This window comes from Streptomyces roseolus (assembly GCF_014649855.1).
GTDB lineage: Bacteria > Actinomycetota > Actinomycetes > Streptomycetales > Streptomycetaceae > Streptomyces > Streptomyces roseolus.
In genome coordinates this window covers 72,558-88,661 of sequence record NZ_BMTV01000021.1, presented here as the reverse complement: position 1 = coordinate 88,661, position 16,104 = coordinate 72,558, and the positions used below count along the sequence as shown (strand labels likewise).

Here is a 16,104-nt window from a genome sequence, read left to right as displayed (position 1 = left end):
ATGGCTTCCGTCACTTTCGACAAGGCGACCCGCATCTACCCGGGTGCCACCAAGCCCTCCGTCAACCAGCTCGACATCGAGATCGCGGACGGCGAGTTCCTCGTCCTCGTCGGTCCCTCGGGCTGCGGCAAGTCCACCTCGCTGCGCATGCTCGCCGGCCTGGAGGACGTGAACGCGGGCGCCATCCGCATCGGTGACCGCGACGTCACCCACCTGCCGCCCAAGGACCGGGACATCGCCATGGTGTTCCAGAACTACGCGCTGTACCCGCACATGACCGTCGCCGACAACATGGGCTTCGCGCTCAAGATCGCCGGCGTCAACAAGGCCGAGATCCGCGCCAAGGTCGAAGAGGCCGCGAAGATCCTCGACCTCACCGAGTACCTCGACCGCAAGCCGAAGGCGCTCTCCGGCGGTCAGCGCCAGCGTGTCGCCATGGGCCGCGCGATCGTCCGCGAGCCGCAGGTCTTCCTCATGGACGAGCCGCTGTCGAACCTCGACGCCAAGCTCCGCGTCTCGACCCGTACGCAGATCGCCGGCCTGCAGCGCCGCCTCGGCATCACCACGGTCTACGTCACCCACGACCAGACCGAGGCCCTCACCATGGGCGACCGCGTCGCCGTCCTCAAGGACGGTCTGCTCCAGCAGGTCGACACCCCGCGCAACATGTACGACAGGCCCGCGAACCTCTTCGTCGCCGGCTTCATCGGCTCCCCCGCCATGAACCTGATCGAGGTCCCGATCACCGAGGGCGGCGTGAAGTTCGGCAACAGCGTCGTCCCGGTCTCCCGTGACGCGCTCGCCACCGCCGCCGCCAACGGCGACACCACCGTCGTCGTCGGCGTCCGCCCGGAGCACTTCGACGTCTCCGGCGCCACCAGCAAGGACGGCGTGGCCGTGACCGTCAACGTCGTCGAGGAGCTCGGCTCCGACGGCTTCGTCTACGGCTCCACCCGCGTCGGCGGCGAGGACAAGGACATCGTCATCCGCGTCGGCGGCCGCGAGATCCCCGCCAAGGGCTCCACGCTGCACGTCGTCCCGCGCGCCGGCGAGATGCACGTCTTCTCCAAGTCCACGGAGCAGCGCATCAGCGAGTGACCCGCCGGGCCGGAAACGGCCCGTGGCGAACGGCCCCGTGTCCCTGGCGGATGCGGGGTCGTTCGTTTAAACGGGATCGCCCCACGGATAAGCGGTCTTACCCCGGAAAACCCCGGCATTCGGGGCCCGCCCCACCGCTCCGCGTCAACACGGGATTCGAAAAGCCGCGTCGAACCATCCCTCGCGAGAGTGACTAAATGTCGCCATATCACTACCGCCCGCTACGCTCGCCTGCGTGACGCACACTGCCCGCCGAATCGGCCGCTCCCTCGCCCTCGTCCTCCCCGTCGTCCTGGTCCTGTCGGGAACGCTCGCGGTGTCCGCCGTCCCGTGGGCCGGCCAGGACGCCGACGGCCAGATGCTGACCGCCTCCTCGGCGGACGTCTCCACCCGCGCCAAGTCCCGCGCCCCGCAGGACGTCCTGCGCGACCGGCTCCTCGCCGAGCTCCAGGAGAAGGACCCCGGCGTCGCCCTCACCCACCTCCAGCGCGAGGTGGAGAACCGCCCCTCGCTCGCCGAGCACTGCGTGTCGATCGCCCGCGCCCTCGGCCGCGCCGCCGTCGAGCACTACGGCCCGGCCCGCGCCCAGTCCTTCTCCCGCCCGGTCTGCGACACCGCGTACGCGACCGGCGTGATGCGCGCGACGGCCTGAGCGCGCTCGCCGCGCCCGCGCACGCGGGGCACCTATCGTTCCCCGTATGCACACCACTCCGACGCAGGCCGTGGTCCTGGCGGGCGGCCAGGGCTCGCGGCTGCGCCCCTACACCGACGACCGCCCCAAGCCGATGGTCGAGATCCCGGGCACCGGGACCCCGATCATCGGCCATCAGCTGTCCTGGCTGGCCGCCGAGGGCGTCACCGACGCCGTCGTCTCCTGCGGGCACCTCGCCGAAGTCCTCCAGGAGTGGCTGGACTCGGCCGACCTCCCGCTCAAGGTGACCACGGTCATCGAGACCGAGCCGCTGGGCCGGGGCGGCGGCCTCAAGTACGCCGCCGCGCACCTGCCCGAGCCGGACCGGCCGTGGTACGCCACCAACGGCGACATCTGGACCCGCTTCTCGCTGCGCGAGATGGCCGCCTTCCACGACGAGCGCGACGCCACCGCCACCCTCGCCCTGGCCCGCCCCCGCATCCCGTGGGGCGCCGTCGAGACCGACACCTTCGGGCACATCACCGACTTCGTCGAGGCCCCGCCGTCGCCGTTCCTCATCAACGCCGGCGTGTACGTCTTCTCCCCCGCCTTCACCGAGCTCCTCCCCGACCTCGGCGACCACGAGCGGACCACCTTCCCCCGCCTCGCCCGCGAGCGGCGCCTGGCCGGCTTCCCGCTGCCCCAGGGGGCGTACTGGAGGGCCATCGACACCGCGAAGGACCTCACGGAGGCCGCGAAGGAGCTCGCCGCCCAGGGCCTCTGAGACGCCACGGCCACGACGAAGAGGCGGCACCGTCCGGTGGGACGGTGCCGCCTCTTCCGTAGGCGTACGGCTCCGGGCTCAGCCCAGCAGGCCGCCGATCGGGTTCCGCGGGGCGTCGCCGCCCGTCGGGGCCTCCTCGGTCGGCGGCTGCTCGCTCGTCGAACCGGTGGAGCCGGACGAACCGGTCGTCCCGCCCGTGGTGGCCGGGGCGTCACTGGTGGACGGCGGCGGCGCGGGCTTGGTCTGGGCCGGCGAGGAACTGCCGCTGGTGGCGCCGCCGGTGGTGCGCGGGGCCGTCGGACGGGTCTCCTGCGTCGGCGAGGAGCTGCCGCTGCCGGTCTCCGTCGGCCGGGTCGTCGCCTCCTCGGTCTCCTCCGCCTCCTCGCGGGCCTCGGCGCTCGTCGACGCGGACGGCTCCGGGCGCTCGCCGCGCGGCGACTCCGACGGGGTCCGGCGCCGCTCCGGCTCGGTGGGGAGCGGCTGGCCCGGCAGGTGGTTGACCGGATCGTTGTTCGGACCGGGCACGGTCACCATCTCGGTGGAGCGGACGGCACCGCCGAGGACCGAGCCGATCAGCAGGGTGAGGCCGACGACGACGGAGGCGAAGAGGGTCGAACGGCGCACCACCCGGCGGCGCAGCTCCCACAGTTCGGCGCGCGGCCCGAGGGTCCGCCAGGCCTCGCCCGCGAGGCGGGCGTCGAGGGAGTAGACGGGGGCGCCGGCGATGATCAGCGGCGACCAGGCGGCCAGGTAGATGATGTCGGGCGCGTCGTAGACGGGCACGGTCCGCCAGCTGACGGTGAGGATCAGCGCGGCCGACAGCAGCGCGCCGACGACGGCGGCGGCCCGCTGCCAGAGACCGAGCACGGTGAGGACGCCGACCACGACCTGGAGGAAGGCGACGGTGAGTCCGGCGCCGACCGGGTGCTGGAGGGCGAAGTCCCGCAGCGGCTCGGCGAGCGGCCACGGGTGCAGCTGGGTCAGCCACTTGACCATGGAGCCGCGCTCGCCGCCGTCGAAGTAGACGGGGTCGCAGAGCTTGCCCATGCCGGCGTAGATGGAGATGAAGCCGAGGAAGACGCGGAGCGGGAGGAGCACGACGCCGAGGTTCATCCGGCGGCCCGGGTAGTAGGCGTGCCGGACCGCGTCGCCGCCCTGCCGGTGCGGGGCTCGGCCCTCCTCGTACGGCTCCGGCTCGGGCCGCGGCTCGTACACCTCGTCGTAGGCGCCCTCGGCGCGCCGCATGGGCGGCAGCAGGGGGCCGGCGGCCTCCGCCGGCACGACGGGCGTGGGCATCGTGTCGTCGATGCGCGGGATGGTCTGGGTGGCCGGCTCCAGCGTGGAGACCGCGGCGCCCGGGGCGGCCTCGGCCTCGCGCACGGCCTGCAGGAGCCCGGTGGCGCCCGGCGTCGCCTTCCCGCTCCACACGACGGGGCGGCGCCGCGGCGCTCCCGCGCCCCCGGCACCGGAGAGCCCGGCCAGGCGCGGGTTCCCGGCGGACCTCGGCGGCTGGGCAGGCGCGAGCCGCACCCGGAAGCTGGCGTGGTTCACGATCACCTGGGCGGGATCGGAATCCACCTTGACCATGCTCAACGCCGGCTGATCGTCGAACCCCGGCCGGGGCGTTCTGGTGTCCACACTCATCTAACCGAGTGACGCGGGGTTAGGACACTGCCTTGACACGCGGGAAATGTCCGAGACCCGTCAAGATCGCCGACGGCGAGGGTGACGCACCCGGGGGAACCATTGTTCACTGATGAGACGTCAGTTCTCTTCGAGCACTACGCGATGCGAGTCGAAGGGAGTGACACGGCTTGACCGACCGCAGGCGGACGACCGCCCTCGACGGCCGACGACGGCCGATGGAGGAAACCGGCACCGGAATGCGTGGAATCATACGTGCAGGCGGTATCGGATCTCGGTTGCGGCCCGCGACCGGAGCGGTGCCGCAGCAACGCCTACCCGCCTTCGACAGACGCACGCGAGGAGCGCCGGGGGAACAGAGCCGGCCGCGCGGAAGAAGCGGCCCGGTGCTCGGGCCGGTTCGACGACGATCGACCGGCGCGCCTCGCAGCGCCCTTGGTCGGCGGCGGGGCGAGGGGAGCATCCGTGCGCATACGTGAGCTCGGCATCCCCGGGTCGCTTCGAGTGGCGCCCCGTCACCACACCGATGAGCGCGGCACCTTCTTGGAGTGGTACCGACCCGACCTCCTCTCCGAGGCGCTGGGGCACCGCGCCGCCCCCATGGTCCAGGGGAACCTGTCGACGTCCGCGCGAGGCACCATCCGCGGAATCCATTTCGCGGAAGTGCCGTACGGGCAGGCGAAATACGTGACCTGCGTCCGCGGCGCGGTGCTCGATGTCCTCGTCGACCTGCGGGTGGGTTCTCCCGCGTTCGGACGATGGGAGGCCGTGGAACTCGACGACATCCGACGGGAAGCGGTCTACGTCCCCGAAGGCATGGGGCACGGCTTCTGCGCCCTCACCGAGACCGCGACGGTCAGCTATCTGGTGTCCCGCACGTTCGAGCCCGAGCGCGAACACTGCGTGAACGCCTTCGATTCGGGACTCGGCATTCCTTGGCCGTCCCGGGAGGCCATACGGTCCGAGCGTGACCGGGCGGCTCCGCCGCTCTCCCACCTGCTCGACCGAGGTCACCTGCCACGTTACGAGGACTGCCTTTCGCTTGTACGGGAAAGGCACGAACCCCACCAGAACCAGTAAAGGATCCGCCGGACACGGAGGCCTCATGAGAATTCTCGTCACGGGTGGCGCCGGCTTCATCGGGTCGCACTTCGTCCGCTCCACGCTCTCGGGAGCGCTGCTTTCCCCCGCCGACACCCACGTCACGGTGCTGGACAGGCTGACCTACTCCGGGAACCTGGCGAATCTGCAACCCGTTGCCGACCACCCCGGGCTGACCTTCGTCCGCGGTGACGTCACGGATGCCGAGCTCGTCGATTCCGTGATCCCCGGTCACGACGCGGTGGTGCACTTCGCCGCTGAATCCCACGTGGACCGTTCCCTGACGGGCGCTCGAGATTTCGTCACCACCAACGTCCTCGGAACGCAGACGTTGCTGGAGAGCGCCCGCAGGCACCGGGTGGGCCGCTTCGTCCACGTCTCCACCGACGAGGTGTACGGTTCCGTCGAGTCGGGGTCATGGACCGAGGGCCAGCCGCTCTCCCCCCGCTCCCCCTACGCCGCCAGCAAAGCGAGCTCCGATCTCATGGCTCTGGCTGAACACCACACCCATGGGACGGACGTGGTGATCACCCGCTGCTCGAACAACTACGGCCCCTATCAGTTCCCCGAGAAATTCATACCGTTGTCCATCACGCGGCTCATGGAGGGGCGCAGGATCCCGCTCTACGGTGACGGCGGCAACGTCCGAGACTGGCTGCACGTCTCGGATCACTGTGCGGGAATCGACCTGGTCCTCCACCACGGCAGGGCAGGCGCGGTCTACCACATCGGTGGCGGTGCGGAGTTGACCAACAAAGAACTGACCGGACTGCTCCTCGACGCTTGCGGGGCCGACTGGGAGAGCGTCGAGTTCGTGTCCGACCGAAAGGGCCACGATGCCCGCTACTCCCTCGACAGCACACGAATCCGCGAGGAACTCGGCTATCGGCCCGTGGTCCCCTTCGAGGAAGGACTCGCCGATACGGTCCGGTGGTACCACGACAACCGAGACTGGTGGAAACCGCTCCTCGCCCGCTCGGAGTTCACCAGGTGACGCGTTGGCTGGTCACCGGCGCGACCGGAATGCTCGGCCGTGATGTGGTCACGGCGCTGCGTCAGGCCGGGGAGGCGGAGGTCACCGCACTGGGCCGCGACGCCCTCGACATCACAGACGCCACCCGGGTGCTGGACGCGGTGACGGGACACGAATTGGTGATCAACACGGCAGCCTGGACCGACGTGGACGGTGCCGAGACCGACGAAGCCGCGGCCTTCGCCGTCAACTCCACGGGGGTGCACCACCTCGCGACCGCCTGCGCCCGTCACCGCGCTCGGTTGCTGCACATCTCCACGGACTACGTGTTCTCCGGCACCAACGCGGTGCCCTGGGCGGAGGGGGCCGTGCCGGCACCGGTCAACGCGTACGGCCGTACCAAACTGGCGGGGGAACGGGCGCTGCACGCGGTCCTGCCCGACCACGGGTACACGGTCCGCACCGCCTGGCTCTATGGTGCGCACGGGCCCAACTTCGTCGAGACCGTGCTCCGCCTGGCCGCCGACCGGGAGGTGTTGGAAGTCGTCCGTGATCAGACGGGGCAGCCGACGTGGAGTCACGCGCTGGCCACACGGCTGGTGGCGCTCGGGCGAGCCGCAGCTGCCGGCACCGCGCGCCCCGGTGTGTACCACGGCACCGCGACGGGCCGGACCACCTGGTACGCGCTCGCCCGGGAAGCCTTCACCCTGGCCGGGCTCTCCCCGGGACGGATCGAGCCGGTGGACTCGGACCGATTCCCTCGGCGGGCCCCACGGCCGTCGTGGAGCGTCCTCGGCCATCAGGGCTGGGGACGTGCCGGCATGGCTCCCCTCGCCCCTTGGCGAGCGATGCTCTCACATGCCTTCGCCGCGGGCGTTTTCGCCTTCGAGTGACGCCCGCCCGAGGCTGACCGCGCCGGGCGGCCCCGGGAGCGGTTCCCCGGGCCCGGCCGGCCGGGCCCGGCGGGCCCGGCGGGCTGAGGTGCCCGTCGGGCCGTGTCGGTTGCGGTCAGGCCATGCGGCGGCGGGCCGCCTCGTACAGCACGACGCCGGCGGCGACGCCGGCGTTGAGGGACTCGGCGCCGCCGGGCATCGGGATGCGGACGAGGAAGTCGCAGTTCTCGCCGACGAGGCGGGAGAGGCCCTTGCCCTCGGAGCCGACCACGATGACGACCGGGCCGGCGAGCGCCTCCAGCTCGTGGACCTCGGTGTCGCCGTCCGCGGAGAGGCCGACGACCGTGAGCCCGGCCTTCTGGTACTCCTGCAGGCAGCGGGTGAGGTTGGTGGCGCGGGCGACCGGGGTGCGGGCGGCGGTGCCGGCGGAGGTCTTCCAGGCGCCGGCCGTCATGCCGGCGGCGCGCCGCTCGGGGACGACGACGCCGTGGCCGCCGAAGGCGGAGACGGAGCGGACGACGGCGCCGAGGTTCCGCGGGTCGGTGACGCCGTCGAGGGCGACGATCAGCGGGTCCTCGTGCTCGTCGTAGGCGGCCGCGGCGAGGTCCTCGGGGTGCGCGTACTCGTACGGCGGGACCTGGAGGACGAGGCCCTGGTGGTTCAGGCCGTTGGTCATCCGGTCCAGCTCGGGGCGCGGCGCCTCCATGATGTTGATGTTGCCGCGGCCGGTGGCGAGGTTGAGGGCCTCGCGCACGCGCTCGTCGTTGTCGATGAACTGCTGGACGTAGAGGGTGGTGGCGGGCACGCCGTCGCGCAGCGCCTCGAAGACCGGGTTGCGGCCGACGACCATCTCGGACTGGCCCTTGCCGCCGCGGCGTGCGACGGGCTTGCGCTTGGCCGCGTTGCGGGCCATCGCGTTGGAGACGCGGAACGCCTTGTGGCCCTTGCGGTCCTCGGCCTTCGGCGTCGGACCCTTACCCTCCAGGGCGCGGCGTCGCTTGCCACCGCTGCCGACCGTCGCGCCCTTCTTGTTGGACGTGCGACGTCCCCTGCGCTGGCTGTTCCCGGCCATGACTGCTACCTGTTCCTCTGGCGTACGTGCGGAAGTCTTCAAGTGAAGTGTGCCGCCCGGGGCTCCGGGCGGCACGTCTTCGGGGCGTTCTATCGGTTGGCGAGGGTCCAGCGGGGGCCGTCGGGGCTGTCCTCGATCACGAGGCCGGACTGGGTGAGCTGGTCGCGGATCGCGTCCGCCGTGCCCCAGTCCTTGCGCTCGCGGGCGGCCTCGCGCTGCTGGAGCACGAGCCGGACGAGGGTGTCGACGACGCCGTGGAGCTCCTCGCCGCCGCCGGATCCGTCGGCCCACTGGGGGTCGAGGGGGTCCAGGCCGAGGACGCCGAGCATGGCGCGGACCTCGGCGAGGCGGGCGATGGCCTCGTCCTTGTCGTCGGCGCCGAGCGCGCTGTTGCCCTGGCGGACGGTGGTGTGGATGATCGCCAGCGCGTGCGGGACGCCCAGGTCGTCGTCCATGGCCTCGGCGAAGGCCGGCGGCACCTCGGCGGCGGCCGGGACGGTCCGGCCGGCCTTCTCGGTGGCGCGCTGGACGAAGCCCTCGATGCGGCCGAAGGCGGCCTCGGCCTCGCGCAGGGACTCCTCGCTGTACTCGATCATCGAGCGGTAGTGCGGGGTGCCCAGGTAGTAGCGGAGGACGATGGGGCGCCAGTTCTTCACCATCTCGCTCACGAGGACCGAGTTGCCGAGCGACTTCGACATCTTCTCGCCGCTCATGGTGACCCAGGCGTTGTGCACCCAGTAGTGCGCGAACTCGTCGCCGAAGGCCTTGGCCTGGGCGATCTCGTTCTCGTGGTGCGGGAAGATCAGGTCGAGGCCGCCGCCGTGGATGTCGAAGGCGGAGCCCAGGTACTTGTGGGCCATGGCCGAGCACTCCAGGTGCCAGCCGGGACGGCCGCGGCCCCACGGGGTCTCCCAGTCGGGCTCGCCGGGCTTGGTCGCCTTCCACATGGCGAAGTCGCGGGGGTCGCGCTTGCCGGAGACGCCCTCGTCGGGCTGGCGGAGGTCGTCCAGGTCCTGGTTGGAGAGCTCCAGGTAGCCGGGGAAGGAGCGGACGTCGAAGTAGACGCTGCCGTCGGCCTCGTAGGCGTGGCCGCGCTCGATGAGGCCGCGCATCATCTCGATCATCTCGGGCACGTGGCCGGTGGCGCGGGGCTCGTAGGTGGGCGGCAGGCAGCCCAGGGCGTCGTAGCCGGCGTTGAACGCGCGCTCGTTGTCGTAGCCGATCGACCACCAGGGGCGGTTCTGGTCCTTGCCCTTGGCGATGATCTTGTCGTCGATGTCGGTGACGTTGCGGACGAAGGTGACGTCGTAGCCGCGGTAGGCGAACCAGCGGCGCATGATGTCGAAGTTCAGCCCCGACCGGATGTGGCCGATGTGCGGGGCCGCCTGGACGGTGGCGCCACAGAGGTAGATCGAGACGCGGCCCGGCGTGAGCGGGGTGAAGTCACGGATCTGCCGCGCGCTGGTGTCGTACAGGCGAATAGTCACGGGTCCAGGGTAGTGGGCGCGTGGTGGTGCCCCGCGACCGATTGCCGGTCCCGGGGCACGTTTTCTCCCCGGCCTAGCGCGATACGGGGTACACCAGCGCGGTCGCGAGGGCGGCGAGGCCCTCGGCGCGTCCGGTGAGCCCGAGTCCGTCGGTGGTGGTGCCGGAGACGGAGACGGGGGCGCCGGCGGCCTCGCTCAGTGCCTTCTGGGCCTCGTCGCGCCGCTTGCCGACCTTGGGGCGGACGCCGACAACCTGGACGGCGATGTTGCCGATCTCGTACCCCTCGGCGCGGACGATCCGGGCGGCCTCGGCGAGCAGGGTGGTGCCGGAGGCGCCGGCCCACTCGGGGCGCGAGGTGCCGAAGTGGGCGCCGAGGTCGCCGATGCCGGCGGCGGAGAAGAGGGCGTCGCAGGCGGCGTGGGCGGCGACGTCGCCGTCGGAGTGGCCGGCGAGGCCGTACTGCTCGTCCTCCCAGAGGAGGCCGGCGCACCAGAGCTCGCGGCCCTCCTCGAAGGCGTGCACGTCGGTGCCGATGCCGGTGCGGGGGATGACGGGGGACTCAGAAGCCATCGTTGGCCCTCCTGCGGGCGAGTACGGCCTCGGCGAGGACGAGGTCGAGGGGACGGGTCACCTTGAAGGCCTCTTCGTGGCCGGGCACGACGACGACGGGGGCGCCGAGCTTCTCGACCATGCCGGCGTCGTCGGTGGCGCCCTCGCCGGCGAGGGCGACGGTGGCGTGCGCGTCGACGAGGGTGGCGCGGTCGAAGCCCTGCGGGGTCTGGACGGCGCGGAGGCGGGCGCGGACCGGGGTGGCGACGACCTGCTCGGGTCCGCCGGGCTCGGCGGCCGGCTCGACCTCCTTGACGGTGTCGGCGACGGGCAGCGCGGGGACGACGGCGACGGCGCCGTCGCGGACGGCCTCGATGACGGCGTCGACGGTGTCGACGGGCACGAGCGGGCGGGCCGCGTCGTGCACCAGGACGATGTCGTGGTCGTCGGGGACCGCCTCGAGGCCGAGGCGGACGGACTCCTGGCGGGTGTCGCCGCCGGCGACGACGAGGTAGTCGGTCCTCTCGGGCAGGGCGTGGTCGTCGAGGAGGTGCTTGACCTCGGCGACTCCGTCGGCGGGGGCGACCACGACGACGAGCCGGACCGCGCGGGAGGCGGCCATGGCGCGGACGGCGTGGACGAGCATGGGGGTGCCGTTCAGCGCGCGCAGCGCTTTGGGGGCGCCCGGGCCGAGGCGTACGCCCCGTCCTGCGGCCGGGATCACCACGGCGGTACGAGGAGGACGCGCTTCGTCTGACATCGGTTGCACTCCGGCAGGTTTGTTTCCGCGGGCGACGTGGGTATGGCGTCAGCAGGCTGAGATGCGACGCCTCGACCGGGCCCTTTCCGTGACGACGGTCGAGGCGTCGACATGCAGCAGGCGTGGAGCTCGCAGAGCTCGGGGGAGGGAAAGAAGAGACGAACATGCCGCAGTGCCCGGCGACGGCACTGTGGAATCGTGGGATTCACAGCGCGTCAGCGGGCACCGCGGCATTGCTGCTGGGATCGCTTCCCGGCATGGCGTGAGCCATGGATCAGGACGCGAGCACCTCGTCGAGGAGGGCCTCGGCCTTGTCCTCGTTGGTGTTCTCGGCAAGCGCCAGCTCGCTCACCAGGATCTGGCGAGCCTTGGCGAGCATGCGCTTCTCACCTGCGGAGAGACCGCGCTCGCGCTCTCGGCGCCAGAGGTCCCGGACCACTTCGGCGACCTTGATGACATCGCCGGAGGCGAGCTTCTCGAGGTTCGCCTTGTAGCGGCGGGACCAGTTCGTCGGCTCCTCGGCGTACGGCGCGCGCAGCACCTCGAAGACCCGGTCCAGCCCGTCCTGCCCGACAACGTCGCGCACGCCTACGAACTCCGCGTTGTCCGCCGGTACGCGAACCGTCAGGTCGCCCTGCGCGACCTTGAGCACCAAGTAGGTCTTGTCCACGCCTTTGATCTGGCGAGTTTCGATGGCCTCGATCAGCGCGGCCCCGTGATGGGGATAGACCACGGTGTCGCCAACCTTGAACGTCATGTGACAGGTACCCCTTCCGTGGCTATCCAGGGTAACACGGAAACGGCTTCTTCTGAATGGCGTTTCCGCAGGTCAGGGCATATCTCAGGGCTTGACAAGTGCCTCGCCCCCATGCTGCGGAGGACTTCCGGAAGGCGGTATTCGCAGGTCGGAGCGGCTGCGTCGACGGAGAGAAACGCGCACGTTACACACATCCGGGACCCGCCCAAGGGGGCGATATGCCCCGTTTCATCCGGTCAGGAGTGGTCCTCTTCACGTACTCCGTTCGAGGATCGGCCACCCGTACGGAGGGATCATGCCGGGATTCCCGAATTGATCAGCGAGCGATCCGGTGGTGCTTTTCCGTAAGGGACGACATGCGGAATGCGACGCCGCCCCCGAATTGATCACGTCGGTTATGTGAACGCCGGGCCAATGGGGTGTGTTCCGGCCACGCGCGGACCGCGCGCGGGCGCCTCCCACACCGCGGCCCCGCGGGGCGGCGGACGCTAAGGGGCGGGTCGGGTGCGGGACGGAGAGTCAGGCTCGGTAACCTAAGCGCGCTGACGCACCTTTAGCTGGTCCTTAGCCGTTTCCGTCCGTAGTCCGTACGTCCTAGGAGTTGCCGCCGCCGTGAGCCGCAGCCTTCGACGCGGCGCCCTCGCCGCCACCGCCATCGTTTTCTCGATCGCCGCGCTGTCCGCCTGCGGTGCGGGCAACGACGCCCAGACGCTCGGCATCCGCCCGGACAACGCCGCCGTCTCGGTGGACGACGTCAAGATCCAGAACGCGCTCGTCATCACCCAGCCGACGCCCGGCGCCAAGGGCCCGGCCGTCGTCTCGGCCACCGTCTTCAACAACGGCCGCGCCCCGCAGACGCTGGAGTCGATCAGCCTGCCCGGCAGCAACGCGTCGGTCACCCTGAAGTCCGCGAAGGGCTCCGGCCCGGTCGTGGTCCCGGCCGGCGGCTCCGTCGTCATCGGCGGCGAGGGCAACGCCACCGCCACCATCGCCAACGGCAGCGAGGCCGCGAAGAACGGCGACGCGCAGAAGGTCGTCTTCACGCTCAGCGAGACCGGCGACGTCGCCCTGGAGGCCTTCGTCGTCCCGTCGACGAGCTACTTCAAGGACTTCGGCCCGTCCGAGGTCCCGCTCCCGCCCGGCGCCACCCCCTCCGCGACCGCCTCGGCCGAGGCCGGCGAGCACGCGGAGTCCGGCGGGCACGGCACCGAGGGCAGCGACGCCGGCCAGGCCGCCGGCCACTGAGCCGCGGCCACGCCCGTACGACGTCGAGAGGGGCGCCCCCGCGGGGGCGCCCCTCTCGACGTACGACGACCCTGCACGGCCCGAACCCGCCGCGGAGCCCGCGGACCGTCACCGGGTGGCGCGGGACACGCGGGCCCGGCTCGAACCGCCCCCGCGCGCGCCCGGCTCCGTCCGGCGCCCGCGGAGCCGGCGGATCCTACGGCTCGAACTTGTAGCCCAGGCCCCGGACCGTGACCAGGTAGCGGGGGGCGCCGGGGTCGGGCTCAATCTTGGCGCGGAGGCGCTTGACGTGGACGTCGAGGGTCTTGGTGTCGCCCACGTAGTCGGCGCCCCAGACCCGGTCGATGAGCTGCATGCGGGTGAGGACGCGGCCCGCGTTGCGGAGCAGCATCTCCAGGAGGTCGAACTCCTTCAGGGGGAGGTCGATCTTTCCGCCGCCGACCGTCACCACGTGGCGGTCGACGTCCATGCGGACCGGGCCGGCCTCCAGGGCCGCCGGGGTGACCTCCTCCGGCTCGCCGCGCCGGCGCAGCACCGCGCGGATGCGGGCGACCAGCTCGCGCGAGGAGAAGGGCTTCGTCACGTAGTCGTCGGCTCCTATCTCCAGGCCGACGACCTTGTCGATCTCGCTGTCCTTGGCGGTCACCATGATGACCGGCACGTTGGAACGCCCCCGCAGCTGGCGGCAGACCTCTGTGCCGGGCAGGCCCGGCAGCATCAGGTCGAGGAGGACGAGGTCCGCTCCGTTGCGCTCGAACTCGTCGAGGCCGTCGGGCCCGGTCGCCGCCACGGCGACCTCGAAGCCCTCCTTGCGGAGCATGTACGACAGGGCGTCGCTGAAGGATTCCTCATCCTCGACGACAAGGACTCGGGTCACGGAAGGACCTCCGGTGCGGGAAGCGGTTCGGTCATGAGATCGGGGGTGAGGGAGGCGGCGGTCCGGCGGTCCCGTGCGGAGCCCGCCTCGGGCAGCCGCAGGGTGAACGTGGAGCCCTGCCCCTCGGTGCTCCACACCGTGACCTCCCCGCCGTGCGAGGCGGCCACGTGCTTGACGATCGCGAGCCCGAGCCCCGTACCGCCGGTGGCACGCGAGCGTGCCGGGTCGACGCGGTAGAAGCGCTCGAAGATCCGCTCGCGGTCCTTCTCCGGGATGCCGATGCCCTGGTCGGTCACGGCTATCTCGATGAGGTCCCCGCCGGGGGCCGCGACGCGGCGGGCGGCGATGCCCACGCGGGTCCGGGCCGGCGAGTAGTTGACGGCGTTCTCGACGAGGTTGCCGAGGGCGGCGGCGAGCTGGCCCCGGCTGCCCCAGACGAACAGGTCGGCCGAGCCTCCGGAGGCCATGGTGATCTGCTTGGTGGAGGCCGGGTGCCGCGAGCGGTCGATCGCCTCGGCGACCAGCTCGTCCACGGACACCGGCTCGGAGTCCTCCAGCGGGTCGTCGTTCTGCACCCGCGAGAGGTCGATGAGCTCCTGGACCAGGTTGGTCAGCCGGGTCGCCTCGATCTGCATCCGGCCCGCGAAGCGCATGACCGCCTCGGGGTCGTCCGAGGCGTCCATGACGGCCTCGGAGAGCAGCGAGAGCGCCCCGACCGGGGTCTTCAGCTCGTGGCTCACGTTCGCGACGAAGTCGCGCCGTACCGCTTCGATACGGCGGGCCTCCGTCAGGTCCTCGACCAGGAGCAGCACGAGCCGCGACCCGAGCGGGGCCACCCGCGCCGAGACCGCGAGGGCCTCGCCGCGTCCGCCGCCGCGCCGGGGGAGGTCCAGCTCGACCTGGCGTATCTCCCCGTCCCTGCGGGTGTCGCGGGCCATGTTGAGCATCGGCTCCACGGCCAGCTTCCCGCCGCGGACGAGCCCGAGGGCGTACGCCGCCGAGCTGGCCTTCACCACGGAGTCGCTCTCGTCGAGCACGACCGCGGAGGAGCGCAGCACGGAGAGCACCGTGTCGACGCCGGGCGGCAGCACGGCGTCGGTGTGCAGGGAGGTACGGGTGGGTCGCGCCTGGTCGCGTTCGCTCCAGCGGAACGCCAGCATGGCGATCACGCCGGTGCACACGCCGGCGATCGCTGCCAATGCGGCGACCGCCGCGTTCACGTCCATGCCATCCAGGTTATGCGTGGTCACGGACACTCTCCCAGCCGTCCGAGTGCCTGCTCGAACACTCGTCGCTCAGAGTTCACCCTGGAGACGGGACCGGTTCATTTGCCCTGGAAGGGGCGAGGGGCCGCGTCGCCCAGAGTTCACCTTCAGGCCAGAGGTGGTTCACACGAGGGGATGGAGCCGGACGCACAGGGGGCCGAACGTGGGAGCGTGGGGGTGCAGAGCGACCCCCTGAAGAAGAGGCACTCCCGGAGAGAGGGACATCCATGCGGGACGCGTACCACGAGGAACTTGATTCGATCGGCGAGGGCCTGGTCGAGATGGCCCGCCTGGTCGGATCGGCGATCGGGCGCGCCACCACGGCGATGCTCGACGCGGACCTGAAGCTCGCGGAGAGCGTGATCGCCGCGGACCAGAAGGTCGACGACCTCCAGCACGACCTGGAGGCACGGGCGATAGCGCTGCTCGCGCGCCAGCAGCCGGTGGCGACGGACCTGCGGATCGTGGTCACCTCGCTGCGGATGAGCGCCGACCTGGAGCGCTCCGGCGACCTGGCCCAGCACGTGGCCAAGCTGACCCGGCTGCGCTTCCCGGACCGCGCGGTCCCCAACGACCTGCACGCGACAATCCTCCAGATGGGCCAGCTGGCGCAGCGCCTGATGGCGAAGGCCGCCGAGGTCATCATCACCAAGGACGTCGACCTGGCGATGCAGCTGGAGCAGGACGACGACGAGATGGACCTGCTGCACCGGGCGCTCTTCCAGCACCTGATGGACGACCGGTGGAAGCACGGCATCGAGACGGCCGTGGACGTGACGCTGCTCGGCCGGTACTACGAGCGGTTCGCCGACCACGCGGTGTCGGTGGCGAAGCGCGTCGTCTACCTGGTGACGGGCGAGCACGCGGACGAGCTCCAGCCGCAGGACGCCCCGGTCGAGGGCGCGTAAGGCGCGCGGAGAGGGCGCACGGGCGCACGGGGCTTCCGTGCGCCGTTGATGCGCCGGTC

16 protein-coding genes are annotated in these 16,104 nt (G+C 71.4%); 8 read left to right on the top strand and 8 right to left on the bottom strand.

What is annotated here, in order from left to right; all coding sequences use genetic code 11:
• The 3 genes from IE245_RS24090 (at position 1) to IE245_RS24080 (ending at position 2,513) form a co-directional block, all read left to right on the top strand.
• Positions 1-1,098, top strand: coding sequence for an ABC transporter ATP-binding protein (locus IE245_RS24090; RefSeq protein WP_189951000.1), 1,098 nt, complete (start codon positions 1-3; stop codon positions 1,096-1,098).
• 235 nt (positions 1,099-1,333) lie between these two features.
• Complete coding sequence (locus IE245_RS24085; protein ID WP_189950998.1) at positions 1,334-1,750, top strand: hypothetical protein; 417 nt, start codon at positions 1,334-1,336, stop codon at positions 1,748-1,750.
• Between the two features lie 46 nt (positions 1,751-1,796).
• Complete coding sequence (locus IE245_RS24080; protein WP_189950996.1) at positions 1,797-2,513, top strand: nucleotidyltransferase family protein; 717 nt, start codon at positions 1,797-1,799, stop codon at positions 2,511-2,513.
• Positions 2,514-2,591: 78 nt separating this feature from the next.
• Here the strand turns inward: IE245_RS24080 and IE245_RS24075 are convergent, their stop codons facing one another.
• Positions 2,592-4,157, bottom strand: coding sequence for a DoxX family membrane protein (locus IE245_RS24075; RefSeq protein ID WP_189950994.1), 1,566 nt, complete (start codon positions 4,155-4,157; stop codon positions 2,592-2,594).
• A gap of 465 nt (positions 4,158-4,622) precedes the next feature.
• Between IE245_RS24075 and IE245_RS24070 the strand changes: the two genes are divergently transcribed.
• Genes IE245_RS24070 through rfbD form a run of 3 tightly spaced genes read left to right on the top strand, consistent with a single transcriptional unit; the run spans position 4,623 to position 7,124 of the window.
• Entirely contained in the window at positions 4,623-5,237 is a 615-nt protein-coding gene (locus IE245_RS24070; protein ID WP_189950992.1) for a dTDP-4-dehydrorhamnose 3,5-epimerase family protein, read from the top strand.
• Positions 5,238-5,262: 25 nt separating this feature from the next.
• The gene (rfbB, locus tag IE245_RS24065) at positions 5,263-6,252 is read left to right on the top strand and encodes a dTDP-glucose 4,6-dehydratase (protein ID WP_189950991.1); all 990 of its coding nucleotides are present in this window, start codon (positions 5,263-5,265) and stop codon (positions 6,250-6,252) included.
• Positions 6,249-7,124 carry a dTDP-4-dehydrorhamnose reductase gene (gene rfbD / locus IE245_RS24060; RefSeq protein ID WP_268256585.1) on the top strand — a complete coding sequence of 292 codons (876 nt, stop codon included), beginning with the start codon at positions 6,249-6,251 and terminating at the stop codon, positions 7,122-7,124. Before rfbB ends, rfbD begins: the two co-directional genes overlap by 4 nt.
• A 115-nt stretch (positions 7,125-7,239) precedes the next feature.
• Here the strand turns inward: rfbD and rlmB are convergent, their stop codons facing one another.
• The 5 genes from rlmB to IE245_RS24035 form a co-directional block, all read right to left on the bottom strand.
• On the bottom strand, positions 7,240-8,196 hold the full coding sequence (gene rlmB / locus IE245_RS24055) for a 23S rRNA (guanosine(2251)-2'-O)-methyltransferase RlmB (protein ID WP_189950990.1): 957 nt from the start codon (positions 8,194-8,196) through the stop codon (positions 7,240-7,242).
• A gap of 89 nt (positions 8,197-8,285) precedes the next feature.
• Positions 8,286-9,683, bottom strand: a complete 1,398-nt coding sequence (gene cysS, locus IE245_RS24050; protein ID WP_189950989.1) for a cysteine--tRNA ligase — start codon at positions 9,681-9,683, stop codon at positions 8,286-8,288.
• A 73-nt stretch (positions 9,684-9,756) separates the two neighbouring features.
• On the bottom strand, positions 9,757-10,254 hold the full coding sequence (ispF, locus tag IE245_RS24045; protein ID WP_189950988.1) for a 2-C-methyl-D-erythritol 2,4-cyclodiphosphate synthase: 498 nt from the start codon (positions 10,252-10,254) through the stop codon (positions 9,757-9,759).
• The gene (gene ispD / locus IE245_RS24040) at positions 10,244-10,993 is read right to left on the bottom strand and encodes a 2-C-methyl-D-erythritol 4-phosphate cytidylyltransferase (protein WP_189950986.1); all 750 of its coding nucleotides are present in this window, start codon (positions 10,991-10,993) and stop codon (positions 10,244-10,246) included. Before ispD ends, ispF begins: the two co-directional genes overlap by 11 nt.
• Before the next feature lie 274 nt (positions 10,994-11,267).
• A complete protein-coding gene (locus tag IE245_RS24035) occupies positions 11,268-11,750 on the bottom strand; it encodes a CarD family transcriptional regulator (protein WP_003953493.1) in 483 nt (160 codons plus the stop codon).
• A 612-nt stretch (positions 11,751-12,362) separates the two neighbouring features.
• On the opposite strand from IE245_RS24035, the gene IE245_RS24030 reads away from it, so the two are divergent.
• Entirely contained in the window at positions 12,363-12,995 is a 633-nt protein-coding gene (locus IE245_RS24030) for a copper chaperone PCu(A)C domain-containing protein (RefSeq protein WP_189950984.1), read from the top strand.
• Between the two features lie 196 nt (positions 12,996-13,191).
• Here the strand turns inward: IE245_RS24030 and phoP are convergent, their stop codons facing one another.
• Positions 13,192-13,872 carry a two-component system response regulator PhoP gene (phoP, locus tag IE245_RS24025; RefSeq protein WP_043226173.1) on the bottom strand — a complete coding sequence of 227 codons (681 nt, stop codon included), beginning with the start codon at positions 13,870-13,872 and terminating at the stop codon, positions 13,192-13,194.
• Complete coding sequence (phoR, locus tag IE245_RS24020; protein WP_189950983.1) at positions 13,869-15,098, bottom strand: two-component system sensor histidine kinase PhoR; 1,230 nt, start codon at positions 15,096-15,098, stop codon at positions 13,869-13,871. The genes phoP and phoR overlap by 4 nt, the downstream gene beginning before the upstream one ends.
• Before the next feature lie 266 nt (positions 15,099-15,364).
• Between phoR and phoU the strand changes: the two genes are divergently transcribed.
• On the top strand, positions 15,365-16,045 hold the full coding sequence (phoU, locus tag IE245_RS24015; protein WP_189950981.1) for a phosphate signaling complex protein PhoU: 681 nt from the start codon (positions 15,365-15,367) through the stop codon (positions 16,043-16,045).
• Positions 16,046-16,104: the final 59 nt, after the last annotated feature.